This window comes from Streptomyces zingiberis (assembly GCF_012034935.1).
GTDB lineage: Bacteria > Actinomycetota > Actinomycetes > Streptomycetales > Streptomycetaceae > Streptomyces > Streptomyces zingiberis.
Genome location: NZ_JAATEN010000005.1, coordinates 1 through 25,228, shown reverse-complemented (window position 1 = coordinate 25,228; position 25,228 = coordinate 1). Strand labels below are relative to the sequence as shown.

General features: G+C 75.2%; 21 protein-coding genes. 9 read left to right on the top strand and 12 right to left on the bottom strand.

What is annotated here, in order from left to right; genetic code table 11:
* Positions 1-34: 34 nt before the first annotated feature.
* The 6 genes from HCK00_RS07895 to manD all read right to left on the bottom strand — a co-directional run bounded on the left by HCK00_RS07895 (position 35) and on the right by manD (position 7,526).
* Entirely contained in the window at positions 35-688 is a 654-nt protein-coding gene (locus HCK00_RS07895) for a bifunctional 4-hydroxy-2-oxoglutarate aldolase/2-dehydro-3-deoxy-phosphogluconate aldolase (RefSeq protein WP_168101086.1), read from the bottom strand.
* A gap of 101 nt (positions 689-789) precedes the next feature.
* On the bottom strand, positions 790-2,061 hold the full coding sequence (locus HCK00_RS07890) for a sugar kinase (protein ID WP_311765201.1): 1,272 nt from the start codon (positions 2,059-2,061) through the stop codon (positions 790-792).
* A gap of 250 nt (positions 2,062-2,311) precedes the next feature.
* A complete protein-coding gene (locus HCK00_RS07885; protein WP_168101085.1) occupies positions 2,312-3,355 on the bottom strand; it encodes an L-idonate 5-dehydrogenase in 1,044 nt (347 codons plus the stop codon).
* A complete protein-coding gene (locus tag HCK00_RS07880; RefSeq protein WP_168101084.1) occupies positions 3,352-4,746 on the bottom strand; it encodes an MFS transporter in 1,395 nt (464 codons plus the stop codon). The genes HCK00_RS07885 and HCK00_RS07880 overlap by 4 nt, the downstream gene beginning before the upstream one ends.
* A gap of 57 nt (positions 4,747-4,803) precedes the next feature.
* On the bottom strand, positions 4,804-6,321 hold the full coding sequence (locus tag HCK00_RS07875) for a mannitol dehydrogenase family protein (protein ID WP_311765200.1): 1,518 nt from the start codon (positions 6,319-6,321) through the stop codon (positions 4,804-4,806).
* Positions 6,318-7,526 carry a D-mannonate dehydratase ManD gene (manD, locus tag HCK00_RS07870; protein ID WP_168101083.1) on the bottom strand — a complete coding sequence of 403 codons (1,209 nt, stop codon included), beginning with the start codon at positions 7,524-7,526 and terminating at the stop codon, positions 6,318-6,320. Before manD ends, HCK00_RS07875 begins: the two co-directional genes overlap by 4 nt.
* Positions 7,527-7,782: 256 nt before the next feature.
* Between manD and HCK00_RS28140 the strand changes: the two genes are divergently transcribed.
* On the top strand, positions 7,783-8,496 hold the full coding sequence (locus HCK00_RS28140; RefSeq protein ID WP_168101082.1) for a GntR family transcriptional regulator: 714 nt from the start codon (positions 7,783-7,785) through the stop codon (positions 8,494-8,496).
* A gap of 12 nt (positions 8,497-8,508) precedes the next feature.
* On the opposite strand, the gene HCK00_RS07860 is transcribed toward HCK00_RS28140, so the two are convergent.
* Positions 8,509-9,507 (bottom strand): ScbA/BarX family gamma-butyrolactone biosynthesis protein, encoded by a 999-nt coding sequence (locus HCK00_RS07860; RefSeq protein ID WP_240965366.1) that lies wholly within the window; start codon positions 9,505-9,507, stop codon positions 8,509-8,511.
* 706 nt (positions 9,508-10,213) lie between these two features.
* On the opposite strand from HCK00_RS07860, the gene HCK00_RS07855 reads away from it, so the two are divergent.
* The 3 genes from HCK00_RS07855 to HCK00_RS07845 all read left to right on the top strand — a co-directional run bounded on the left by HCK00_RS07855 (position 10,214) and on the right by HCK00_RS07845 (position 13,006).
* Positions 10,214-10,882 (top strand): HAD family phosphatase, encoded by a 669-nt coding sequence (locus HCK00_RS07855; RefSeq protein WP_311765199.1) that lies wholly within the window; start codon positions 10,214-10,216, stop codon positions 10,880-10,882.
* 263 nt (positions 10,883-11,145) lie between these two features.
* Complete coding sequence (locus HCK00_RS07850) at positions 11,146-11,922, top strand: SDR family NAD(P)-dependent oxidoreductase (protein ID WP_168101080.1); 777 nt, start codon at positions 11,146-11,148, stop codon at positions 11,920-11,922.
* A gap of 334 nt (positions 11,923-12,256) precedes the next feature.
* Complete coding sequence (locus tag HCK00_RS07845) at positions 12,257-13,006, top strand: ScbR family autoregulator-binding transcription factor (protein ID WP_168101079.1); 750 nt, start codon at positions 12,257-12,259, stop codon at positions 13,004-13,006.
* Between the two features lie 63 nt (positions 13,007-13,069).
* On the opposite strand, the gene HCK00_RS07840 is transcribed toward HCK00_RS07845, so the two are convergent.
* Positions 13,070-13,798, bottom strand: a complete 729-nt coding sequence (locus HCK00_RS07840) for a TetR family transcriptional regulator (protein WP_168101078.1) — start codon at positions 13,796-13,798, stop codon at positions 13,070-13,072.
* A 464-nt stretch (positions 13,799-14,262) separates the two neighbouring features.
* On the opposite strand from HCK00_RS07840, the gene HCK00_RS07835 reads away from it, so the two are divergent.
* The 5 genes from HCK00_RS07835 (at position 14,263) to HCK00_RS07815 (ending at position 20,067) form a co-directional block, all read left to right on the top strand.
* The gene (locus HCK00_RS07835) at positions 14,263-15,015 is read left to right on the top strand and encodes a GntR family transcriptional regulator (RefSeq protein ID WP_168101077.1); all 753 of its coding nucleotides are present in this window, start codon (positions 14,263-14,265) and stop codon (positions 15,013-15,015) included.
* A 605-nt stretch (positions 15,016-15,620) separates the two neighbouring features.
* Positions 15,621-15,797 (top strand): SPOR domain-containing protein, encoded by a 177-nt coding sequence (locus HCK00_RS07830; RefSeq protein ID WP_168101076.1) that lies wholly within the window; start codon positions 15,621-15,623, stop codon positions 15,795-15,797.
* A gap of 99 nt (positions 15,798-15,896) precedes the next feature.
* The gene (locus HCK00_RS07825; RefSeq protein WP_240965391.1) at positions 15,897-16,409 is read left to right on the top strand and encodes a (deoxy)nucleoside triphosphate pyrophosphohydrolase; all 513 of its coding nucleotides are present in this window, start codon (positions 15,897-15,899) and stop codon (positions 16,407-16,409) included.
* A 471-nt stretch (positions 16,410-16,880) separates the two neighbouring features.
* Positions 16,881-17,303 carry an ATP-binding protein gene (locus tag HCK00_RS07820; protein WP_206320086.1) on the top strand — a complete coding sequence of 141 codons (423 nt, stop codon included), beginning with the start codon at positions 16,881-16,883 and terminating at the stop codon, positions 17,301-17,303.
* A 148-nt stretch (positions 17,304-17,451) separates the two neighbouring features.
* Positions 17,452-20,067, top strand: coding sequence for a SpoIIE family protein phosphatase (locus HCK00_RS07815; RefSeq protein WP_375781937.1), 2,616 nt, complete (start codon positions 17,452-17,454; stop codon positions 20,065-20,067).
* A 105-nt stretch (positions 20,068-20,172) separates the two neighbouring features.
* Here the strand turns inward: HCK00_RS07815 and HCK00_RS07810 are convergent, their stop codons facing one another.
* The 4 genes from HCK00_RS07810 to HCK00_RS07790 form a co-directional block, all read right to left on the bottom strand.
* Positions 20,173-20,940, bottom strand: coding sequence for a succinate dehydrogenase/fumarate reductase iron-sulfur subunit (locus HCK00_RS07810; protein WP_168101074.1), 768 nt, complete (start codon positions 20,938-20,940; stop codon positions 20,173-20,175).
* Positions 20,937-23,102 carry a fumarate reductase/succinate dehydrogenase flavoprotein subunit gene (locus HCK00_RS07805; RefSeq protein WP_168101073.1) on the bottom strand — a complete coding sequence of 722 codons (2,166 nt, stop codon included), beginning with the start codon at positions 23,100-23,102 and terminating at the stop codon, positions 20,937-20,939. The genes HCK00_RS07810 and HCK00_RS07805 overlap by 4 nt, the downstream gene beginning before the upstream one ends.
* Before the next feature lie 18 nt (positions 23,103-23,120).
* On the bottom strand, positions 23,121-23,993 hold the full coding sequence (gene sdhC, locus HCK00_RS07800; protein WP_168101072.1) for a succinate dehydrogenase subunit SdhC: 873 nt from the start codon (positions 23,991-23,993) through the stop codon (positions 23,121-23,123).
* Between the two features lie 357 nt (positions 23,994-24,350).
* Positions 24,351-24,641 carry an Rv0250c family protein gene (locus tag HCK00_RS07790; protein ID WP_168101071.1) on the bottom strand — a complete coding sequence of 97 codons (291 nt, stop codon included), beginning with the start codon at positions 24,639-24,641 and terminating at the stop codon, positions 24,351-24,353.
* Positions 24,642-25,228: the final 587 nt, after the last annotated feature.

Below are 25,228 nucleotides of genomic sequence, written 5' to 3'. Positions count from 1 at the left end.
CCGGGCCGCCGGCCCGTCAGGCGGCCCCGGCCCGTCAGCCCTCCGCCGGCCGTGCCACCGCCGCCGTGAAGTGCCGGGCCCGGCGGGTGATCTCCGGCCAGTCACCGGCCGCCACCACCGCGGGCGGGACGACCTCCGAGCCGGCGCAGACCGCGTGGGCCCCCGCGGCCAGGAAGTCCGCCGCGTTCTCCGCGTTGACCCCGCCGGAGGCCACCAGCGGGACCCCGGGGAAGGGGCCCGCGAGGTCACGGAAGTACCGCGGTCCGTGGGCACGCGCGGGGAAGATCTTCACGGCCGCCGCGTCCAGGTCGAGTGCCGTGCCCACCTCCGTCGGGGTCAGCGCGCCCATCACGACCGGCACACCGGCCTCCGAGGCGACCCGGGCGACGGCCGGGCGGCAGCCGGGGGTGACGAGGTAGCGGGCGCCGGCGTCGATCAGCTCGCGGGCCTGCTCGCCGGTCATCACCGTGCCCGCGCCGACCCGCTCCGCCTCGCCGGGTTCCGCGCCGGCCACCGCGCGCCGCAGATGGGCGGCGAGGCCGGGCGTCGTGCGGGTGAACTCGATCCAGCGGATGCCCCCGGCGCGCAGCGCGTCGCACAGGGCGGCCGCGTCGGGGATCTCGGGTGCCCGGACGACGGCGATGACCCGGTCCTCCGCCAGGGCGGAGAGAAAGCCGGTGCTGCTCATGGGGGACTCCTTGGTTCTGCGGGGGCGGCGTTCTGCGGGTGGCCGGCGGCCGGCGGACGGTGGCGGGTGGCCGGTGGCCCGGCCGGGCGGGGGACGGCCGGTCAGCCCGGCCAGGCGGTCTCGGTCAGGGCGAGCATCGGGTCGGTCTCCGCGCGGGCGGGCATCGCCGGCACGTCGTCCGCCGTGCGCAGCGCGGCCCGGGCGGCGAGGTGGCCGAGGCGCAGCCGCGCGCGTTCGTCCCGGCCTTCCAGCAGTCCGGCCAGGTAACCGGCGGCGAACGCGTCGCCCGCGCCGACCGGTTCGACCACGTCCGTGGGCAGGGCCGGGACGAAGGTCCGGACCCGGTCCGGGCCGGACGCCCCGGACGCCCCGGACGCCTCCGGTGGCTCCGCCGTCCTCGCTGTCCCGGTCAGCTCCGCCACCCTCGCTGTCCCGGACGGTGAAGCCGTCCTCCCTGTCCTGGACGGCGAAGCCGTCCAGGAGGTGGCCCCGTGTTCCGCGTCCTTCACGACGACGACCGGGTGGGGGCCGAGCAGCGCCGCCACCTCCTCCGGGCGGGCGGTGCCCCACAGCGCCTCCGCCTCGTCCCGCCCGACGAACACCAGATCCGCGGCGCGCGCCGGTATCAGCAGCCGCTCCGCCGCCTCGGCGGTGCCGCCCCGCCAGAGTGCCGGGCGATGGTTCACGTCGAAGGAGATGAGCGGGCCGGGGTCCCGCCCCGCCGCGCGCCGGACGGTCAGGGCGTCGAGGAGGGCGGCGCAGGTGTCCGAGAGCGCCGCCGAGATGCCCGACAGATGGACGACGCGGGCGCCCCGCACGGCGGGCAGCCGGGCCAGTTCGGGGCCCAGGGCGGTGGCGGCCGATCCGGCGCGGTAGTAGTGGGTGCGGGTCGATCCGGAACCGGGGTCCTTGAAGTAGATCCCGGTGGGCCGTTCCGGGTCGGTCACGGCGCCGCTCACGTCGACCCCGCGCCCGGCGAGGTCGGCCAGGACCCGGTGGCCGAACGGATCGTCGCCGACCCGGCCGAGCCAGGCGGCGCGGTGCCCGAGCCCCACGAGGGCACAGGCCACGTTGGACTCGGCGCCGCCGACGGAGAGCCGCACCGCGGACTGCCCCGCGAGCGGTCCCGCCCCGTCCGGGCGGAACATGACCATGGTCTCGCCGACGCAGACCACGTCCGGGCCCGTGGGCGGGGTGCCGGACGGGTCGCCGGCCGGGGCGGCCGGGGCCGTGACCGGGGAGCTGGGTATCGCGTCGGCCCGGCTCCCGCCGGTCTCCGCCCCGGCGCCGGGCGGGGACGGGGCAGCGCCCCTGGGCGCGGGGGCGGTCGCGGACGCGCTGTCGGTCTCCCGGGGGACGCGGGGCTCCGGCACGAGAACTCTCCTGGGACGGTGGGGGACGGGTCGGGGGCGGAGGCGGGAACGGGGATCTGACGACGACGATGATGCCGGGGACGGCACCGGGAGTGACCGGCAGGGGAACGAGGCCCGGGGCCCCGGGACCGCAAGCCGACGGAGGCCCGTAAGCCGGCGTCGGCCCGGCGGCCCGGAAACCCGGCGCCCCGCAGGCCCGCCGCCCCGGGCGCGCGGCGTCGGGGGACACCACGCGCCCGGAGCGCCGCGGTCAGGCGGCCGTCGCCGGCTCCGACAGCCGCAGCATCACCTTGCTGCTGCCGCTCCCCGGGTCGGCCGCGACGGCCAGTGCCTCCGCGGCCCGCTCCAGCGGGAAGCGGTGGGTTATCACGGGGGAGACGTCCAGCCCGTCGCGGAGGGCGTGCAGGGCGTCGTCGATCTCGTCCACGAACCGGTAGGAGCCGATCCAGGTGAGTTCCCTGGTCACCAGGTCGCCGAGGACGGCGGTGACCGGGGTGCCGGGCAGGTTCCCGACCTGGACGACGGTGCCGCCGCGGGCCGCCGCCCGGAGCACCCCGCCGAGCGCGGCCGGCGCCCCGGACGCCTCGAACACCACCTCCACGTCCTCGGGCAGGGCCTCGCCCCGGGAGAGGTCCCGGGTCTCGTCGGCGCCCATGGCCCGGGCGACGGCGAGGGAGGAGTCGGTGAGATCGGCGGCGACGACGGTGCCGGCGCCCCGGTGTTTCGCGGCGGCCACGAGCAGCGAGCCGATCGGCCCGGCGCCGTTGACCAGCACCGTCCTGCCCTGGAGGGCCGGGACCCGGCCCACCGCGTGCAGGGCGACGGCCAGTGGCTCGGCCAGCGCGCCCCGTTCGGTGCCGACGCCCTCCGGCAGCGGCCGGATCTGGTCCGCGGGCACCGTCCGGTACTCGCTGAACCCGCCGTCGGTGTGCGGATCGAAGGCGGCGGAGCCGAAGTAGCGCACCTGCGGGTGCAGGTTGGTGCGGCCGGCGATCCGCTCCGGCAGCGCCACCTCGCCCACCGGCCGGGCGGGGTGGACGGTGACCGGCCGGCCCACGTCCAGGCCGGTCACCCCGTCGCCGAGCGCCGCGACCCGGCCCGCGACCTCGTGGCCGAGGACCAGCGGGTGGCGCAGGGTGGCCGTGCCGGAGGCGCCGTTCCGCCAGTAGGCGATGTCGGAGCCGCAGATTCCGCCCCACTCCAGGGCCAGCAGTACCTCGCCGGGTCCGGGGACGGGGGTCTCCCGCCGGTCGATGCGCAGGTCGCCGGGGCCGTGCACGGTGACGGCCCTCATACCGCGTCCTCCAGCCGGACCAGGTCGCGGCCCCGGGTCTCGGGGGCGAGCCAGGCGCTGACGAGGGTGATGGCCGAGTAGACGACGAGCATCGCCGCGATGGGCCACCAGCTTCCGGTGACGGCGGTCAGGGTGGCCGCGAGGACCGGGCCGATCGCCGTGGCGAGCACCCCGCCGATCTCCTTGGCGAGCGCGAGCTGCGTGAAGCGGGTGCGGGAGCCGAAGAGTTCCGCCATGGTCACGCTCTCCAGCGAGAACAGTCCCAGGACGCCGATGTTCAGGGCGAGGACCATGCCGAGCATGAGGGCCGGGGTCGAGCCGGAGGTGACGAGGAACATGACGGGGAAGGAGATGGCCATGGTCAGCAGCGTCAGCACCATGTAGATCACGCGCCGGCCGAACCGGTCGCCCAGGAAGCCGACCAGGGGCACCGTCAGGAAGCCCAGCAGCGAGCCGTAGAGGATGGCGTCGGTGGGGACGGCCCGGTCGAGGGCGAGGTTGGTGGCGATGTAGCCGACGAGGAACGTCTGCACCAGGCCGGAGTTGCCGGCCTGGCCGAAGCGGAGGCCGAGCGCCAGGAAGAACGCCTTGCCCTTGCGCTGGCGGATGCCCGCCTCCAGGACGCCGGCGTGCCGGGTCTCCCCGGCGGCGACGGTGGACTCCACCTCGCTGCGGGTCATGGCGACGCCGTCCACCACGTCGGGGCGCTCCTCGAAGACCGGGCTCTCCTTGAGGCCGCGGCGCATCCAGGCGGCGAAGATCATCAGGACGAAGCTGAGCAGGAACGGGATCCGCCAGCCCCAGGAGAGCAGCTGCTCCTCGCTGAGCACGGCGAGCAGGAGGGCCCACAGACCCGAGGCGGCCAGCGTGCCGGAGTTGGTGCCGAGCGACACCAGCGAGGCGACCAGCCCGCGCCGCTTGACCGGGGCGTACTCGGCGAGCATCACCGTCGCCCCGGCGATCTCCGCGCCGGCGCCGAAGCCCTGCACCAGGCGGAGGGCGACCAGCAGGATCGGGGCGAGCAGGCCGATCTGCGCGTAGGTGGGGAGCGCGCCGATGAGCGTGGTGGAGGCGCCCATCAGCAGGATGGTGAGGTAGAGGACCTTCTTCCGGCCGATCCGGTCGCCCATCCGCCCGAAGTAGACGGCGCCGACGAGACGGGCGACGTAGCCGACGCCGTAGGTGGCCATGGCGGCGATCAGGCCGATGGCGGGGGAGACGTCCGGGAAGAAGATCTTGTTGAAGACGATGGCGGCGGCCAGCGAGTAGAGCTGGAAGTCCATGAACTCCATGGCCGTGCCGAGCCAGCCGGAGACGGCGGCTCTGGTGAGGTCACGGGTGGAGCGCTGCGCGGGGCGCGGCGCCTGTGCCGTGGTGGTGTCGTGCTGCATGGTGAACTCCGTGGTTCCGGTGGTGCGGGGGAGAGCGCGAGGGCCGGTGCCGTGGGATCAGATCTCCACGTGTCCGGCCCGGAGGGCGGGGAGGCGCTCCGCGACGGCGGTGGTGAGACCGTCGTCCTCGGCCAGGTCCGGCGCGCCGAGGGCGCGCAGGAGGGCGCGGACCGACTCGATGGGGGAGAGGGAGGGGGCCCAGCAGGCCGTGAGGGTGGGGGCCGCGGGATCGGTGAGGTCGGGGTCCCGGTGGCCGGGTCGCGGCCGGCCGGGATCCGGTCGGGTCTCGTTCGCCCAGGCGGCGAGGGCGAGGGTGAGGACGGGCGCGGTGGCGCCCCGCTCGCGCAGGGTGCGCAGGGCGGGCAGCCACCGCTCGGGGATCTTCAGCGATCCGTCGGAGCCGATCTGCCGCAGCGGATGGCGTATCGCGGGGTTGCGGAAGCGGGTGACCAGGTCGTCCGCGTATCCGCCGGGGTCGGGGCCGCCCGTGGGGAGGGTGGGGGCGACCTCCGAGCACAGGGCCCGGACCAGGCGCTCGCCCCAGCCGGCCGCCATGGCGGCGTCGACGGTGGCGAGCCCCGCGGCCCGGCCGAGGTAGGCCAGCGCCGAGTGGGAGCCGTTGAGCAGCCGGAGCTTGGTGAGCTGGTAGGGGGCGACATCGGGGACGAACAGGGCGCCGTCCCGCTCCCAGGGCGGGCGGGGACCGGCGAACGCGTCCTCCAGCACCCAGCTCCGGTAGGGCTCGCCCGCCACCGGCAGCGCGTCCCGCACGCCCGGCAGTCCCGGCAGGACCTGCCCGTCGGTGACCGGGCCGGTGGCGGGGACGATCCGGTCGACGACGGTGTCGGGGAAGGCCACCGCCGTGGCCATCCGGTCCAGGATCCGGTCGCGGTCCGGCCAGGCGGAGGCGCGGACGAAGTCGCGCACGACCCGGCGGAGGGCCGCGCCGTTGCCGGCCATGTTGTCGCAGGAGACGACGGAGACGGGCGGGGCGCCGCGCCGCATCCGGCCCGCCAGGCCGGTGGCGAGCCGGCCGATCACCGTGGTCAGGGGGGCTCCCCGGGGGGCCGCGAGATCCGCGGCCACCTCCGGCGCGGAGAGATCGAGGCCGCCGTGCGGGGCACGGTGGTAGCCCTTCTCCGTGACCGTCAGGGTCACCACCGTCACCTCCGGGCCGGCGAGCAGGGCGTCCACGGCTTCGGCGTCCGGCCCCAGGGCCAGGGCGCCGATCACCGAGCCCACCACGCGCGTGGCGTCGCCGTCCGGGTGCCGTTCGGTGAGCGAGTACAGACAGTCCTGCGCCCGCAGCGCCCGTACCGTCGCCACCGAACGGGGCGCCACCGCCGTGATGCCCCACGGCTCGCCCGAGGCCGCGGCGGCGTTCTCCGTGTAGACCGCCTGGTGCGCCCGGTGGAAGGCGCCGAGGCCGAAGTGGAGGACGCGCGTCCGCAGCTGGGCGGGGTCGGCCGCGGGTCGCTGGGCGGGCGGGAGCCCGGCCAGCGCGGCACGGTTCAGCAGGGCCGGCGGGTCCGGTGGGCCCGGCAGGCCGCGCGAGGGGGATCCGGCGGTGCTCACCAGTCGTGCACCGACCCGTCGAGCCGGCGCGCCACCGGCAGATAGCGCTGCTGGTAGGGGTAGCGCTCGGCGGCCCGGTCGTCGTACTCCACGCCGAGACCCGGCGCGTCGGAGGGGTGGAGCATGCCGTCGGCGAAGGTGACCCCGGTGCGGAAGACCTCGGCGGCCTCGTCGGGGTGGCCCATGTGCTCCTGGATGCCGAAGTTCGGCACGGTGAGGTCCAGGTGCACGGCCGCGGCCATGCTGACGGGGGAGAGGTCCGTCGCCCCGTGGGAGCCGGTCCGCACCTGGTAGAGGGCGGCCAGGTCGAAGATCCGGCGCAGATGGGTGATGCCGCCGGCGTGGACGACGGTGGTGCGGACGTAGTCGATGAGCTGTTCGGTGATGAGGTCCTTGACGTCCCAGATCGAGTTGAGGACCTCGCCGGTCGCGATCGGTGTCGTCGTGTGCCGGCGTATGAGGCGGAACGCCTCCTGGTTCTCCGCCGGGGTGGGGTCCTCCATCCAGAACAGGGCGCAGTCCTCGACGCTCTTGCCGAACCTGGCCGCCTCGATCGGGGAGAGCCGGTGGTGCACGTCGTGCAGCAGGTGGAAGCCGAAGCCGAACCGCTCCCGCACCTCGGCGAGGTAACCGGGGGCGAAACGCAGGTACGCCTCGGTGTCCCAGGGCTGCTCGTCGGGGAGGTCCGTGGCGGCGGGCTCGTAGACCTTGCCCTTGCGGACGCCGTAGGTGCCGCCGACACCGGGGACCGCGGCCTGGGCCCGGACGGCGCGGTAGCCGAGGTCCAGGAAGCGCTCGACGTCGTCCAGGAGCTCGGGCACGTCGGAGCCGCTGGCGTGCGAGTACACCAGGACGCCGTCCCGGGACCGGCCGCCCAGCAGCTCGTAGACGGGCAGGCCCGCGGTCTTCCCCTTGATGTCCCACAGGGCGGTGTCCACGGCGGCGATCGCCGTCATCGTGACCGGGCCGCGCCGCCAGTAGGCGCCGCGGTACAGGTACTGCCAGGTGTCCTCGATGCGTGCCGGGTCGCGGCCGATCAGCAGCGGCGCCACGTGATCCCGGAGGTAGGAGGCCACCGCCAGCTCGCGGCCGTTGAGTGTGGCGTCGCCGAGCCCGGTCACACCGTCGGAGGTGGTGATACGCAGGGTGACGAACGTACGCCCGGGTGAGGCGACGAGGACGTCGACACGCTCGATCCTGGTCACAGGTGGCTCTCCTTGAGGACTGCGGTGGTGGGGGGTGCCGGGCCCGGCCGGCGCCTTCTGCTGTCCGGACGGCCGGAGCGGCCTGTCGCGGACGGCTTGTATACAAGCACTTGTCGTGCAGGTTGACAAGGGGTGTGCGGGACTGTTTCCGCTGCCCGGCGCGGGGGCCGGCCGAGGCCGCGAGTGGCGGGCGGGACGGCCGGGAAGACGGCCGGGGGGCGGCCGCCGGGGGAGTACCCGCCGGTACGATGACGGCATGGCCCAACCGAACCGGCGGCGGACGAGCCGGCGTGCGATCTACCTGAAGCTCCGCCAGATGGTGCTCACGCTCGAACTCCCCCCGGGCTCCGCCCTGTCGGAGAACGAGCTCGCCGCGTCCCTCGGCGTGAGCCGCACCCCGGTACGGGAGAGCCTGATACTGCTCGCCCAGGAGGGGCTGGTGCAGGTCTTCCCGAAGATCGGCTCGTTCGTCTCCCGGGTGGATCCGGCGCAGGTCGCCGACGCGCAGTTCCTGCGGGAGGCGGTGGAGCTCGCCGCGCTGGAGGACCTGCCGGCCGCGCTCGACCAGGAGACCGTCGGGGAACTCCGCGCCAACCTGCGCGAGCAGCAGCGCCCCGACCTGGGCCTCGAGGAGTTCTTCGCCCTGGACGAGGCGTTTCACCAGGGCCTGATGCGGCTGAGCGGCCACGGCAACGTCTGGACGACCGTCGCCGCCGCCAAGGGGCATCTGGACCGGGCCCGCCGGCTCGGGCTGCACGAGAACGCGTCACCCGCCGGGTTCGCGGCCCAGCACACGGAGATCTTCGACGCCGTGACCGGTGGGGACGTCCCGCTGGCCCGGCGGGCCATGCGCGCGCATCTGCGCGCGGTCTTCGACGACATCGAGCGGATCCGCGCCCACTCGCCCGATCTGTTCGCCGGGGTGGCGGGGTCGGTGCCGGTCCGGCGCAACGTCGTCGTCTGGGAGTGACCGGCGGGCCGGTCACCCCGCGGAGTCGCGGACGGCGTCACGGGGGACGGGCCGGGTGGTGACGGTGCCGGTGAAGACGGGTTCACCGTCCTGGTGGGCCGTGACGCGGAGGGTGCCGTCGGCCCCCGGGACGTCCCGGGCCTCGATCCGGCACGGGCGGTCGAACTCCGCGTAGCGGTGGTAAGCGCTCTCCACACCGGTCACCAGCAGGGGACCGGCGCCGGGGTCGAGGGCGTGGGCCGCCTGCCGGGCGGCCTCCAGCAGGACCATGCCGGGGATGTGGTCGACGGGGTGGTCGAAGAGGACCGGGTGCGCCGGGTCCGCCCGGAGCTGCCAGCGGCCGGGCGCGTCGCCGGGGCCGAGGACCACGTCGAACCCCGAGGTGCGGCCGACCCGGCCCGGGCTGACCGGCCCGGCCGGGGCGTCCGTCCCCGCGTCCGTCCCCGCGTCCGTCCCCGCGTCCGGCGGGGCCTGCCGCCGGGCCCGCAGCCGCGCGTAGATCTTGGGCGGGACGCAGGTGTAGTGGGCGCCGCCGGTGGCGACGGTCTCGCCGTCCCGGCGGATCTCCGCCTCGTACCGCAGGCCGGTGAGCCGCCCGGCGCGTTCACCGATCTCGGTGCAGGTGATGGCGAGTTCGAGGGAGGCCGGCGCCGGGCCCATGCGCAGGCCCTCGGGCCGGGCCGAGTAACGCAGCTCCCACATCAGGAACTTGTGGTCCAGCGGTACGCCGAACGCGGCGTGCGCCAGCAGGGCCCCTGCCTGCCGCACGGTCTCGGCCACCAGCAGGGGATCGTGGAACGCGCGCTCGATCGGGGTGAAGAAGGCGTGGCTGCGGGGCCATTCGGCCAGGACGGAACACCGGCCGTCGCGGAGCGGGGTCCAGTCGGTGAGGAAGACCTCCGCGACGGAGGCCCGGTGGACGTACTCGCGGGGCACCGTCGTCGTGAGGCGGGGGCCGGTTCCGTCGTGGCCGGGGCCCGGCGCGGCGGCCGGGCCTTCCGTGTGGTCCAAGGCGCTCTGAATCATGGGCTCCCCGGGTGAGTTCCGCTGGACAAGGACGGTGCGCAGGGGCCGCAGGGGGCCCGGTGGGTCCCTCATGGGAGGTCGTGCGTCTCGCGTTGCTCGTGCGTAACTCAAACTCACGTACGAAAGAAGATACGTACTGAACGGTTTGCTCTTCAAGGGTGCCGCCCGCTCCGGCCGGTGAGGGCGTGATCTTTCCGGGGGAGAGCCGCTGATCCGGGGGTTCTCGTGGTGCGCCCCGGCGTGGTCCGTTCGCCGGGGGGAGCGGGGCGCGACCTGCCCGATTCCTGGCGCGGAAGCGTCTTGACAGGCGGGCGCGGGAAGTTGACGGGCCGTCCGGTGAGCGGTACGCATGGGGAACGGGTGTTCAAACAGACGGGTGGTCCGGTATGTTTCCGTCCCGGCCGGTCGGTCCGGCGGCACTCACGGGTGCCTCCGTGCCGCGGAATCCCTGATTCCGTATCCGGCCGGTCGGTGGGACGGCGCGCCTTCGGCCGTCCCGTGCGCCTGTCACCAGGGGGTCCCAGTGCGGCAGTCGGGCGAGCCGGAACCACCGGATCAGCGGTGGTCCGGCCGGGAACGGACGGAGCGGCAGCGGCCCCCGGACGGGAGGGCCCGGCCGGAGCGCGCGGGCCCGGCGGAGGGGGCGGAAGCCCGGCCCGCCCACCCACTGCGGCAGTTGCGGCTGGCGGCCGTGAACATCGACGGCGTCCTGCTCAACGACACCTTCAGCCCCGTCATCCACCGCTTCGTCACCCGGCGGGGCGGCACGTACACGGCCGCGACGGAACGGGAGATCTTCTCCCAGCCCCAGCACCTGGCGGCCGCGGCACTGGGCCGCGCGGCCGGGCTGGACCAGCCCGTCCGGGACGTCCTCGCCGCCTACTTCCGGGAGCGGGACGCCTACCTCGCGGAGCACCCCGTACGCGTCGAGCCCGGGGCCGCGGAACTGCTCCGCCGGCTGCGCTCCCTCGGCCTGCGGACGGTGTGCTACGGGGGCCTGCCGAAGGACCACTTCGACCGCCACCTCGGCGATCTGGCGGACCGCTTCGACGGGCCGCGCTACGTCTGCACCAACGACTTCCGCCCCGGCATCCGGGAGATCACCTGCGAGGTCTTCGGGCTCGCCGTGGACCAGGCTCTCTTCGTCGACGACGTGGCCAGGGTGGCGGAGGCCGCCAGGGACCTCGGCGCCGCCTTCATCGGCCACCCCGGCGGCTTCGCACATGGCTTCCAGGCCGCCGCGATGCGCGCGGCGGGCGTCCGCCACCTGGTGAACTCGCTCGCCGCGATCGACGAGGAGCTGCTGCGCACCGTGGACCGCGAGGCCGCGGCCGGCACGCTCTGGCGCCCCCGGCCCTGACCCCCGGCCCCGCATCCGGACCCCGCCCCGAGCCCTACCCGCCCCGACAGCCCGGACCTGCCCCGAATCCCCGAACCCCGGCGCCCTCTTCCTCCGGGCGCCTCGCCCACCGGACGGGGCGGGACGTGCGCCCGGCACTTCCGCGGCGCCGGGCCGCGGAAGTGCCGGGCGCCGATCCAGGAGACTCACCGACCCGCCGAACCCGAACGGACCCGCCGAACCGAGGGACCCACCGCCCGCGACCCCGGAAGGACGCCGGAGAGATGACCTCACACCACACCCCGCTGCTCAAGGACAAGACCGCGCTGATCACCGGTGCCAGCAGTGGCATCGGCGCGGCGGCGGCCCGGGTCTTCACCCGTGAGGGCGCCCGCGTCGTGCTCGCCGCCCGCCGTGAGGACCGGCTCAAGGCCCTGGCCGGGGAGTTGCGCGCGGAGGGCGCCGAGGTGGAGTACGCGGTGTGCGACGTGGCCCGCCGGGAGGACGTCACCCGGGCCGTGCGCCGCGCCGTGGACCAGTTCGGGCGGCTGGACGCCGCCTTCAACAACGCCGGTTACGGCGCGGGCCGGTCACCGCTGCACGAGATGGCGGACGAGCTCTACGACGAGATCATGGACGTCAACGTCCGCGGGACGTGGAACTGCCTGCGCGCGGAGATCACGGCGATGCTGGCCTCGGGCCGGGGCGGCGCCGTCGTCAACACCAGCAGCGTCGGCGGACTGCTGGCCACCCCCGTCGCGGCGCCCTACGTGGCGTCCAAGCACGCGGTGATCGGCCTCACCAAGGCGGCCGCCGCCGAGTACGCGGGCCAGGGCATCCGGGTCAACGCCCTGGCGCCCGGCACGACGCGCACGGAGATCGTGACGGAGTGGTTCGCCGCGAACCCCGGTCTGGAGGAGGCGCTGCACCAGGCGACCCCGCAGCCGCGCACGGCGGAACCCGAGGAGGTCGCGGAGGCCGCGGCCTGGCTCTGCAGCGACCGGGCCGGTTTCGTCACCGGGGCCACCCTGCCCGTGGACGGTGGCTTCACGATCGTCTGACCGGCGACCGGCGACCGGCGACCGGCGACCGGCCCCAGCGACCTGCCGGCCCGAGCCCTCGCCGGCCCCTGCTCGCCGGCCCGGGAGGCCGGGGCCGCGGGCGGGCTCCCGGGGGAGCCCGCCCGGCTCCGGCGCCCCGGCTCCGGCGCCCCTGACCCGGTGTCCCGCCCGTGTCCCGCCCCCGGGGCGCCCGGCGGCACCGGGGCCGGGAGCCCCGTCCGTCCCGGTGGGTCTCCCGGTTCCGCCGATACATACGGACTTCGCGGTTTAGAATGCCGGTCAGTTGCCGGGCCACGCGGCCCGGTGGAGGCCGCGGGGATCGTGAGGGTGTGCTGTGCCGAAGCAGGACCGTGCTGTACGCACTCGGCAGACCATCCTGCTCGCCGCCGCCGGTGTGTTCGAGGAGCGGGGGTACGGCGCCGCCAAGCTCACCGAGATCCTGGACCGGGCCCGGGTCACGAAGGGCGCGCTCTACTTCCACTTCGCCTCCAAGAAGGAGCTCGCGCTCGCGGTGCTCCAGGCCCAGATCGAGGAGGCCCCGCCCCGCGTCCCGCAGTCCAGCAGGGCGCAGGAGTTCGTGGATCTCGGCCTCGTCTTCGCCCACCGCCTGGTCTACGATCCGCTGCTGCGCGGCAGCGTCCGGCTGACCTTCGAGCACAACTCCTACGACCTCGACCGCTCCGGCCCCTACCGGCAGTGGACGGAGGTCTCGCTGTCGCTGCTGACGGAGGCGCGGGAGCGGGGTGAACTGCTGCCGCACGTGGTCCCGCTGGAGACGGCCCGGCTGGTCGTCGGCGCCTACGCGGGGATCAACCTCATGAACCAGGTGCTCGACGCCCGCGCGGAGCTGTGCCGGGAGGCGTCCGCCCTCTACCAGCACATCATGCCGAGCGTGGCGGTACCGGGGGTGCTGGTCTCCCTCGACATGGCCCCGGACCGCGGCGCGCGGGTGCTGGCCGAGGCGCGGGCGGGTGAGGCGGCGGAAGCCACACGGGGGCCGGATGCCACGGAACCGGCGGAGGCCGGGGAACGCACGGCATCCGGGGAACGCACGGAGGCCGGGAAGGCCGTCCGCACCGGCTGAACGGCCGTCGCGCCGCCGCCAACCCGATCCGGCGCCCGATCCGGGACCTGCCTTCGGCGCCCGTTACCGGCCCGACGGCCCGGCCGCGGCCCTGCTCCGGGGGACGGACGGGGGCCGCGGGATGGTCAGGCCGGTCAGCATCAGGTCCCAGAAGTGGACGTGGAGCTGCGGGTCCAGCCAGTCCGGGTCCTCGTGTCCCAGCGTCACGAATCCGCGGCTCGCCGCGGTGATCGTGGCGAGCGCGACCCGCCGCAGCGCCGGATCCCCGGTCAGCAGGCCGGCGTCCGCGGCCTCCGCCAGGAGCCCCGCCACGCACCGCTCCCACTCCTGGTAGAGATCCGTCCGGCTCGCGAACGACGGGTCACCGGCGAGCCGCAGGCCCGCCCGGATCACGACGTCCCGGCGGAGCTGCTCGACCACGGCCAGGGAGGCGGACGCCAGCTTCCGCAGGGGGTTCGCGTCCGAGCGCCGGGCCGCCGTGGCGATCTCCCGCAACCGGCCGGCCGCCACGGCCTCCACGGTGGCGGCCACCGCGGCCTTGTCCTGGAAGTGGTGACCGAGGGCGCCGCGGCTGACGCCGGCGCCGGCGCTGATGTCCGCCAGGCTCGCCCGGGTGTATCCGTGCTCCTCGAACGCGTGCGCCGCGGAGGAGATGAGCGCCTGCCGGGTGCGGAGCGCGCGTTGCTGCTTCACGGCGAACGGCGCGGTGGGCTGCGCCAGGGGCGCCGCCGCGTGGGCCGGGGTGTGGGCCGGTGCCCGCACGGCCGAATTCTCCGATTCAGAAACCGCCATCCCGGTATTTTATCAGCTGATCCCCCCACAGGGACTGCCGGGTGCGGGGCCGTTCCGAGTTTCCCGGCCGCCCGGTGGTTCCCCGGTTGCGCCGGGCGTTCTCGGTCACGTCGCGCCGGATTCCCGTCCGTCGGGCCCGGGATCGGCGCCGGGCACGGTCGCGGCTCTGGGGGCGGGGCTGGGGCGGGGTGGCCGGGGTGGGGCCCGCCGGCGGATGGACGGCTCGGGGGCCCGCCGGAGTCCGCGACGCCCGTTCCCGGCCCGCCCCGTGACCTCCTCGCGGGGCCGCTCGCCCCGTGCGCGCTCCGGCGCAGGGGGCGCATGCGCGCCGCACGGCACACCACTGCCGCCCGTTTCTGCCACCGGAGCGCTTCGACCACTTCGGGGGAATCTTTGGCCCTTACTTGCGAGTGGCAACTTTGGGTTGCCAAGCTGTCGCGGACTGTCAACCCTTGGAGGGGCACGTGACTTTCGGTGAGCAGCCGGCGTATCTCCGGGTCGCCGGTGACCTGCGGCAGAAGATCGTCAGCGGTTCCCTGGCGCCGCATACCCGGCTCCCCTCCCAGGCCCGCATCCGCGCCGAGTACGGCGTCTCCGACACCGTGGCCCTGGAGGCGCGGAAGGTGCTGATGGCCGAAGGGCTGGTGGAGGGGCGGTCCGGCTCCGGTACGTATGTGCGTGAACGCGTCGAGCCCCGCCGCATCGCCCGGACCGGCTACCGCTCCGGCGGTGACCGCACCCCGTTCCGGCAGGAGCAGGCGGACGAACGGATGCGTGGCACCTGGGAGTCGCGCAGCGAGCAGGAGCGGGCCACCCCGGAGACGGCCCGGCGCCTCGGCCTCGACCCCGGCGCGCGGCTGATGTGCACGCGCTACCTCCACCGCGCCGACGGCGAGCCGATGATGCTCGTCACCTCCTGGGAACCGCTGGCGGTCACCGGCCGGACCCCCGTGATGCTGCCGGAGGAGGGGCCGCTGGCCGGGCGCGGGGTGGTGGAGCGGATGGCCGCCATCGACCTGGTCGTGGACAACGTCCAGGAGGAGGTCGGCGCCCGGCCCGGCCTGGCCGGGGAGACGGCCCTGCTGGGCGGGGTGCCGGGCCGGGTGGTGATCGTCGTCTCCCGGACGTTCTACGCCTCGGGGCGGGCGGTGGAGACGGCGGATGTCATCGTCCCCGCGGACCGCTACCGCCTCTCGTACCACCTGCCGGTCCGCTGACGCCGCGGGCGGGGCCCACCCGGTCCCGGCACCGGCCGTCCGGGGGCCGCCTCCGGCGCCGGCCGCCCGGGGAGCCTCCGGCGCGGGGGCCTTCTCCGCCGTGCCGGGGCCCGCCCCGCTCTCGGCCCCGCCCCGCTCTCGGCCCCGCCCCGCTCTCGGCCCCACCCCGCTCTCGGCCCCGCCGTGCTCGCGGTTCCGCCCCGCTCGCCGTCCCGCCGTGCGCCCCCGGCCGCCTTCCCCGGCCGGCCGGTCCCGTCCGTCCTCGCGTCCTCGCGGCCCCGCCGTTCCGCCGGGGCCGTCTCCGGTCCGCTCGGCAGCCGCCCCGCCTTCCGTACGCTCCCGCCGGGGTGGCGCCGCCGCGTGCGAGGCGACGGGCCGCCTCCGCCGTCGCGGCCGGCCGCGCCCCGTGGTGACGGTTCCCCTCTGCGGGCGGGTCGGTCGCCGTTCAGAACCTCGAACGGTTGGCCGGATGCGTGCCTCTTCGTGCCAAGTCGTATGCGCTGCGTGAAGGCCGGGCGTAGGCTCGGGCATATGCTGACTGTTGTTTCCCCAGAGGACGGCACCGTGTACGCCGGCGTGCGCGCCCCGGCGCGGGAGGGGTCGCGATGAGCGACGGCAGCGCCGACCGCCCCTGGCTCGTGATACGCGAGGACGGCAACGGCAACCGCTACCGCGTCGGCAGCTACCCGACCCGCGGCGAAGCGGAGCGGGCCGCGGCCCGGCTCGACCGTCCCGGAAGCGCCCCCCTCTACGTGGTCGAGCGGGTGGCCCGCCACCCGTAGAGTCCTGGCATGACCGAGAGCTCTCATGTCTCCCCCGGCCAGGCCGTTCCGGGTCCGGCCGGGGCCGATGCCGGCCGCCCGGCCTCGGCAGCCGGCCACCTGGACGACCGGCCGCCCGGCCCGGCGGGGTCCCGCCTCGTCGTCGGAGGCGCCCTGCTGGACGGCGGACGGCTGCTCGCCGCCCGCCGCAGCGCGCCGCCGGCGCTGGCCGGGCGGTGGGAGTTCCCCGGCGGCAAGGTGGAGCCCGGGGAGACGCCCCCGCAGGCGCTGGTCCGCGAACTCCGCGAGGAACTCGGCGTGGAGGCCGTGCCGGTGGCGCGTATCCCCGGCACCTGGCGGCTCTCGCCGCGCCATGTGCTCCAGGTGTGGACGGCGCGCCTGGTCTCCGGTGACCCCCGGCCGCTGGAGGACCACGACGCGCTGCGCTGGCTCACGCCCGGGCAGGTGGACGAGGTGGACTGGCTGGACGAGGACCGCCCCGCCCTCGCCGAGGTGGTGCGGCTGCTGACGGCGGACGGGGGCCGGAGCGGGGCCGGGGACCGGAACGCGGGCGGGGCCGGGCCGGGCGGGCCCCCGGTGACCGGCGAGCCCCCGGCCGGGACCCTGCCGTAGCGGCCGGCCCGTACCGCGACCCCCGGCTCGTCCGACCCCCGGCTCGTCCGACCCCGGCCCGTGTCGCGGTCCCCGACCCCCGCCGAAGCGGACGTGGTCCGGGCGCCGGTGCGCGGAGGCGCGCCCGCGGCGGAGGTGCGCCGGAGCGGGAGGAGCGGGGCCCGGCCTCGGGCTGTGCGCCGTTCGTGCCACAGAAGCCGCAGTTATGTGATATTCGGACCGTGATTTCGGGTATGCGCTCCTTGCAGGACGATCCTCGACGTGTCTGATGTATCCGACGTGCCCGCGGATTCCGGGCGGACCTCCCGGGGCCGGCGAAAACGGCGGCATCTGCGCATCCGTGGCGGACCGCGCCGTCCGGCCCCCGGTGGGGCGCCCGGACGGCACCCGGGGGAGCGGCCGGGACAGTGAGGGGAAGTGGTCGGCGTGAGCGGCTCCCCGGATCCCGCCGAGCCGGTGAACCCGTACACCCTGCTCTCCGCGCAGGCGGCGGGGTCCGGTGGCCCCGCGGGGGAGGTGTACGTCGCGGAGTGGAGCTTCCCGGCGGGACCGGACGCGCCGCGGAACGCCCGCGCCCTGACCCGGGCGACGCTGGGGCAGTGGCGTCTGAACGCCGTGAGCGACGTCACCGTACTCCTCGTCAGTGAGCTGGTGACCAACTCGCTGCGCTATGCCAGCGGCCCGATCGGAGTCCGTATGGAACGCACCCGGAACCGTACCCTGATGGTCGAAGTCTCCGATCCGCTTCCCGATCCGCCCCTGGCACGGACCGCCGCCCCCGAGGACGAAGGCGGCCGTGGACTGCAGCTGGTGGCCGGTGTGTCGCACCGCTGGGGTGCCCGTCGCGGGAAAACGGGGAAGACGGTGTGGTTCGAGCTGGGGCTCTCCGGTTAGGAGAAGGACTGGCAGCTGATCACGTCCGATTAGGCAGTTGAAACCGTGCTGTGATCGTGAAGGCCGTGTTCCGGATGGCGTCGGTGCTGGATACTCGGCCCATGCCGTCCGGACGAGGTGAGCTGGAGGGGACGGGCGCGTGAGCGGAATACCAGCGGGGCAGGGGACGTCCGGCGAGGACGGCGGTCTGCCGGTGTGGCAGAGCCACCCGCCCGGATCGATCTACGACTACATCGGGGTCGCCTCCTTCTCGCTCGGCCCGGACGGCCGGATCACCCAGTGGAGCGACCGGGCCGCCGAGCAGCTCGGCATCCCCGCCGAGGAGGCCCTCGGCAAGGACCCGGTGGACGCGTTCCTCCCCCCTGAACTGAGGAAGCACGGTCGCGGCCGGGTCTCGGAGATCATGGACGGCCGGGAGTGGGTCGGCCTGGTCCCCTTCCGCACGGAGGCCGGCGGCCGGCACGGCCTGGCCGAGGTCTACGTCATGCCGACCGACACCGAGGACGGCCGGCGGGGCGCGCTCTGTGTCGTCGTGGACGTCCGTGTGCTCCGGGGAATCGAGACCGACCTCGCCGTCTCGGAGGCGGTTTTCGGCCAATCTCCGATGGGCTTCCTGCTCCTCGGGACCGACCTGCGGGTCATGCGGGTGAACGAACGGTTCGCCACCGTCTTCGGCGGCACCACCGGCTCCCACCGGGGCCGCTCCGCCGCCGACTATCTGCCGCCCGCCGAGGCCGGCCGGCTGGAGGCCGCCGTCCGCGTCGTGCTGGAGACCGGCAACCCCGTGACCGACCTCTTCCTCGTCGGCTTCGCCGACGGCGAGGAGGAGCAGCGCCGCTGGAACCTCAGCCTCTACCGGCTGCACAACGCGGCCGGGCGCCCCATCGGGGTGGCCGGTCTCGGCACCGACATCACGCGGCGGCGGAACGCCGAGCGCGAGGCCGCCAGCGCCCGCCGCAACCTGGCCCTGCTGAACGCCGCCGGCACCCGCATCGGCAACTCCCTCGACCTGGAGACCACGGCCCGCGAACTGCTGGCGGTGGCCGTGCCGCAGTTCTGCGACATCGCCTCCGTCGACCTCTTCCAGGGGCTGCTCAGCCGCGACGACGACCCGTTCTCCGTCCGCGCCGGCCGTGAGCCCGTCCCCGGGCTGGCCGACGGCAGCGCCGAGATGCGCCGGGTCGCCTTCGCCAGCGCCGTCTCCGGCGCCCCCATGACCCTCTCCGACGACGGGGAGTACGGCGGGGACGCGACGGGCAGCGGCGCGAGCGCGCCGGTCCGGGTCGGCGCCGTGCACCGCTATCCCTTCGACTCACCGCTCGCCGACGCGCTGCGCACCGGGCGGCCCCAGGTCGTGCCCGGCTGGGGGAGCGACGACCGCCCGGACCTCGCCGCGATCGTGCAGTCCACCCTGGCCGTGCCGATGATCGCGCACGACACCGTGGTCGGTCTGGCCCGCTTCTCCCGGACCAAGGGCAGCGAGCCGTTCGGTGAACGGGACACGGCGCTCGCCGCCGAACTCGCCGCCCGCGCGGCCGTCTGCATCGACAACGCCCGCCTCTACCGCCGGGAGCACGAGCGGGCGCTGATCCTCCAGCGCAGCCTGCTCCCGCCCGGGGACCCGGAGGCAGCGGGCCTCGACATCGCCTGCCGCTATCTGCCCGGTTCCACCGCGACCGAGGTGGGCGGCGACTGGTTCGACGTCATCGAACTGCCCGGTCACCGCACCGCGCTCGTCGTCGGCGACGTCATGGGCCGCGGGCTGCGCGCCGCCGTCGCCATGGGCGAACTGCGCACCGCCGTCCGCACCCTGGCGATGCTGGACGTGGAACCGGCCGAGGTCCTCTCCCATCTGGACGAGATAGCCCGCGGCCTGGCCGCCCCGGCCGGGACCCACGCCCCCCAGGGGGGATCCCGCGGCTCCGAGCCCGACGACCTTTCCGAGGTCTACCTCGCCACCTGCGTCTACGCCGTGTACGACCCGGTCACCCGGCGTTGCACCTTCGCCAACGCCGGTCATCTGCCGCCCGTCCTCGTGGAGCCCGGGGAGCCGGCGCTGATGATGGAGGTCCCCACCGGGATGCCGCTGGGCGTCGGCGGGGAGCCCTTCGAGGAGGTCGAGGTCGAGCTCCCGGACGGCGCGCTGCTCGCCCTCTACACCGACGGCCTGGTGGAGTCCCGCGACCACCCGCTGGACGAGGGGCTGAGCGCGTTCCGCGCCGCGCTCGCCGACCAGAGCCGGGCGCTGGAGGACATCGCGGACCACGTGCTCGGCACCCTGCACACCCGGCACGGCGAGGACGACACCGCCCTGCTGATGGCCCGGGTGCAGGGGCTGCCGGCCGAGTCCGTCGGCGACTGGCGGCTGGAGCGCGAACCCCAGTCGGTCTCCCGCGCCCGGGAACTGGCCCGGGAACAGGTGGTGGCCTGGGGCCTGGAGGCCCTGGTCGACACCACCGAACTGCTCGTCAGCGAGCTGGTGACCAACGCCCTGCGCTACGGCGAGGGCGAGATACGGCTCCGGCTGCTGCTCGACCGCACCCTGGTCTGCGAGGTGTGGGACGGCGGACTGGTGCAGCCCCGGCGGCGCCGGGCCCGCGCCACCGACGAGGGCGGCCGCGGCCTCCAGCTCGTCGGGTTGCTCAGCAGCGGCTGGGGCAGCCGGCGTACCCCGCGCGGCAAGACCGTCTGGTTCGAACTCGCGCTGCCCGACGGGGACGCGCCGGGCGCCGACCCGGTGGAGGCGCTGCTCAGCCTCTACTGACATCGCGCGCCCCTCGGCCGCGGGGGTCCGCGCGCGGGGGGAGGTCTCCGCTGAGGGACCCGGCTGCCCGGCGCCGGCCGACGGCGGCCCCGCGTGCCGGCCCGCTCAGTGCCCGCGGCGGCGGATCTTCGAGCCCAGCCAGACCAGCGGGTCGTAGCGGCGGTCGGCCACCCGCTCCTTCATGGGGATCAGGGCATTGTCGGTGATCTTGATGGACTCGGGGCAGACCTCGGTGCAGCACTTGGTGATGTTGCAGTAGCCGAGGCCGTGGTCCCGCTGCGCGGCCGTCTTGCGGTCCAGACCCGTCTCCGCCGCCGCGTCCAGCGGATGCATGTCCAGCTCGGCGACGCGCATGAGGAAACGCGGCCCGGCGAAGGCGGGCTTGTTCTCCTCGTGGTCGCGGACCACATGGCAGACGTCCTGGCAGAGGAAGCACTCGATGCACTTCCGGAACTCCTGCGGGCGGTTCACGTCCTCCTGCGCCATCCGGTACTCCCCGGGCTTCAGCCCCGGCGGCGGTACGAACGCGGGGACGTCACGGGCCTTGGCGTAGTTGAACGACACGTCCGTCACCAGGTCCCGCACCACGGGGAAGGCGCGCAGCGGGGTGACGGTGACCGTCTCCGCCGGGTCGAAGACCGACATCCGGGTCATGCACAGCAGCCGGGGCCGACCGTTGATCTCGGCGCTGCACGAACCGCACTTGCCCGCCTTGCAGTTCCAGCGGACCGCCAGGTCCGGCGCGCGCGTGGCCTGGAGCCGGTGGATGATGTCGAGGACCACCTCGCCCTCGTTCACCTCCACCTCGTAGTCGGCCAGGCCGCCGCCGGTGGCGTCGCCCCGCCACACCTTGAAGTGCGCTGTGTGGGTCACTGGAAGATTTCCTCCTCGGAGAGGTACTTGCCCAGTTCGTCCTTCTCGAAGAGGGCCAGCAGATCGCTGCGGATGGGGGGTGGTGTGTGGCGGACGAGCTCGATCGCGGCACCGGCACCGGCACCGGCACCGGCACCCGCACCGGCACCGGGCGTGGCGCCGGACGTGCCGGGGGCGCTCCCCGCGGCGGCGGGGGTGGCGAGCCGGCACAGCAGGTTGACCCGCCGCCAGTCCCGTTCCATCCGCGGCCGGTCCTCGCGGGTGTGGCCGCCGCGGCTCTCCTCCCGCTCCAGCGCGGCCCGGGCCACGCACTCGCTGACCAGCAGCATGTTCCGCAGGTCCAGGGCGAGATGCCAGCCCGGGTTGAACTGCCGGTGCCCCTCGACCAGCGCCCGCCGGGCGCGTTCCCGCAGCCCGGCCAGCCGCCCGAGCGCGTCGGTCATCTCCGGGCCCCGCCGGATGATGCCGACGAGGTCGTTCATGGTCTGCTGGAGTTCCTGGTGGAGGGCGTACGGGTTCTCCGGCGCGGCCGGCCCGGTCACGCCGCCGCCCGCTGCCGCTGCCGACGCCGTGGCGGATGCCGTGTCCGCTGCCGTGGCCGGGGTGGCGGTGCCGAAGGGCCGCAGGGCTTCCGCCACGGCCGCCTCCACGTCCGCCCCCGCGACCTCGGGGCGCTCGCCGTCGGGGACCGCGAGCGCGTGCCGCGCCGCGTGCAGCCCGGCCCGGCGGCCGAAGACCAGCAGGTCGGAGAGGGAGTTGCCGCCCAGCCGGTTGGAGCCGTGCATGCCGCCGGCGACCTCGCCGGCCGCGTAGAGCCCACCGACCCCGCGGGCCCGCGCGGTGTCCGGGTCCACCCAGACACCGCCCATCACGTAGTGGCAGGTCGGGCCGACCTCCATCGGCTCGGCCGTGATGTCCACATCCGCCAGCTCCTTGAACTGGTGGTACATCGACGGCAGCCGGCGGCGGATCGTCTCCGCGGGGACGCGGGTGGAGACGTCGAGGAAGACCCCGCCGTGCGGGGAGCCCCGGCCGGCCTTGACCTCGGCGTTGATGGCGCGCGCCACCTCGTCACGGGGGAGCAGCTCGGGCGGGCGGCGGTTGTGGTCCGGGTCCTCGTACCAGCGGTCACCCTCCTCCTCCGTCTGCGCGTACTTCTCCTTGAAGACGTCGGGGACGTAGTCGAACATGAACCGCTTGCCGTCACTGTTGCGGAGCACCCCGCCGTCGCCGCGGACGGACTCGGTGACGAGGATGCCCTTCACCGACGGCGGCCAGACCATGCCCGTGGGGTGGAACTGGACGAACTCCATGTTGGTCAGCCGGGCGCCGGCGAGCAGCGCCAGCGCGTGCCCGTCGCCGGTGTACTCCCAGGAGTTGGAGGTCACCTTGAACGACTTGCCGATGCCACCGGTCGCCAGCACCACGGACGGCGCCTGGAGGACGAAGAACCGGCCGGACTCGCGCTCGTAGCCGAAGACGCCGGACACCCGGCCACCGGACGGCTCCTCCACCCCGCCCGTCTCGTCGGTCCCGTCGGTCTCGTCGGTCTCGTCCACCTTGCCGCGACCGTCGGCCGGCGGTGGGCCGGACGGGCCGGCGGTACCGGGCGGACCGGGCTCGGTGAGGACGCGGGTGACGGTGCACTCCTGGAAGATCTTCAGCCGCGCCTCGTGGTCGCCGAACTCGCGGAAGTCCTCCTGCTGGAGGGCGACGATCTTCTGCTGGAGGGTGCGGATCAGCTCCAGGCCCGTGCGGTCGCCGACGTGCGCGAGGCGCGGGTACTCGTGGCCGCCGAAGTTCCGCTGTGAGATGCGGCCGTCGGCGGTGCGGTCGAAGAGGGCGCCCCAGGTCTCCAGCTCCCAGACCCGGTCCGGGGCCTCCTGGGCGTGCAGCTCGGCCATCCGCCAGTCGTTGAGGAACTTGCCGCCGCGCATCGTGTCGCGGAAGTGGACCTGCCAGTTGTCACCCTGGTTGACGTTGCCCATGCTGGCGGCGATGCCGCCCTCGGCCATCACCGTGTGGGCCTTGCCGAACAGGGACTTGCAGACGACGGCGGTGCGGGCGCCCCGTTCCCGCGCCTCGATGGCGGCGCGCAGCCCGGCGCCCCCGGCGCCGACCACGACCACGTCCCACGCCTGCCGCTCGGGTTGCTGCCTCATCACGGTGTGGTTTCCCTCTCAGAACAGCTTCGGGTCGTCGAAGACGCCGGTGGCGAGCAGATACACGTACAGGTCGGCGAGGGCGACGCTCAGCAGCGAGGCCCAGGCGAGCGCCATGTGGTGGGCGTTGAGCCGGCTGACCCAGCCCCAGAGCCGGTAGCGCACCGGATGGCGGGAGAAATGCTTCAGCCGGCCGCCGACGATGTGCCGGCAGGAGTGGCAGGAGAGGGTGTAGAGCCAGATCAGCACCACGTTGACGAGCAGGATCACCGTGCCGAGCCCCATGTGGCCCCAGGCGTAGTTCTCGTCCCGGAAGCCGAGCAGGGTGTCGTAGGTCAGCACCGAGGCGACCAGCACCGCCGGGTAGAAGAAGTAGCGGTGGAGGTTCTGGAGGACCAGCGGGAAGCGGGTCTCCCCGGTGTACCGGCGGTGCGGCTCGGCGACCGCGCAGGCCGGGGGCGAGGCCCAGAAGCCGCGGTAGTACGCCTTGCGGTAGTAGTAGCAGGTCAGCCGGAAGCCCAGCGGGAACACCAGGATGATCAGCGCCGGTGACAGCAGCCACCAGTCACCGAACAGCGCCCAGTTCGGCCCGGCCTTCATCGGGACGCAGTTCTCCGCCAGGCAGGGCGAGTAGAACGGCGAGACGTAGGGGGCCGCGTAGTAGTCGGCGCCGGAGAAGGCCCGCCAGGTGGAGTAGACGACGAAGGCGAGCAGCCCGGCGGCGGTCGCGGCCGGGGAGAGCCACCAGCGGTCGGTCCGCAGATGCGCCGCGCCGATGGCGGCGCGTGGCGGCGAGGCGACACCCCGGCGCGCGGCGCGCGGCTCCGGTGGGGCGCCAGAGGTGCCGGAGGGTCCGGAAGCGGTGGGGTCCGGATCGGTGCCAGTGGTCACAAGGGGCTCCGGGGTGGGACGGATGGCTGAGGGAACGGGAGGGGCCGGGGGAGGGGGACGGCTCGGCCGGGGAGGCCCCGGGCGGTCCGGCCACCGGGACGGCCTGGCGGACGGGCCGCTGCGGGGCGGGCGGGGCCGGGTGGCTCGCGGCCCGGGACCCGGGGCCCGGTCGCCGGGGGAACGCGGCCGGGGGCCGGGTCCGGCCTCCCCGGGCCCGATGCCCGGAGACCGGGAGCCGCGCCGGGACCGGGAGCCGCCCGGGGAGCGGGGCCGTCCCGCGCCACGCGCGGCGGGGGCCGCTCCCGGGGGCCGGGGCCGGGGCGGGTCCGTGCCGGCGGTGGGACCCGCGCGGTGGCGTCAGGGCGCCTTGCCGTGGCGCGTACCGAGGCCCTCGTCCTCGGCGTCCGCCCACAGGGTGGCGTCGTACGGCGCGTCCGGGATGACGATCACGTCCTCACGGGGCTTCACCGGCAGCGCGTCGGGCACGCTCTCCCGCAGCAGCGCCAGGCTCTCGCGCAGATGGTCGGTGTCCGAGCGCACCCGGCGGATGTCGGGGCCCCCGCCGACCTGCCCCTCCAGCCGGGCCACGGTCCGTCCCAGCTCGTCGAGGCAGCGCTGGGCCGCTCGTAGATCGTCGTGCAGGGACATAACTCGCCCTCACCTCCGCGGCGTTGCGGGTGGTACGACTCCGGAGAGTGTTGCGCGTCACACCTCCGCTTGGGAAGACGGCGGCGGCGAATCCCGCGCCGTTCACCCCGGGCCCCGGCGCGCCCCGAACCGGTGTCCGCCCCCGCGACGCCCGTCCGCCCCCACTACGCCCGTCCGCCCCCACTACGCCCGTCCGCCGCCGCGACGCCCGTCCGGTCTCCCGACGCCCTACGGGTCTCCGATGCCCGTCCGGCCCTGCTGCCGCCGGCCGGGCCGCCCGGGCGCCGCCCCGTCACCCGCACGGGTGGCTTCCCCGGCTTCCCGGCGGAATCCACCGCGCCGGGCGGCGGGGACTCGCCTTCCCTGGGAGGGCGACCCAGCGCGTCCGCGCGAGCCCGGAGGTACCCCGCCATGGCCGGCACAGGCAGCACAGGCACCCCCCGCCCCCGACCCGGTGCCCGCGCGCCGGGCCCCCGCGCGGGCCGGGCCGCGGCCGCCCGCGCCCGGACGGGCCGCCGGGCCCCGGGCGGCGGGGGGCCCGGCGGGGGCGGGGCGCGCGCCCGCGGCGGCGCTGTCGGCCCCGGGGG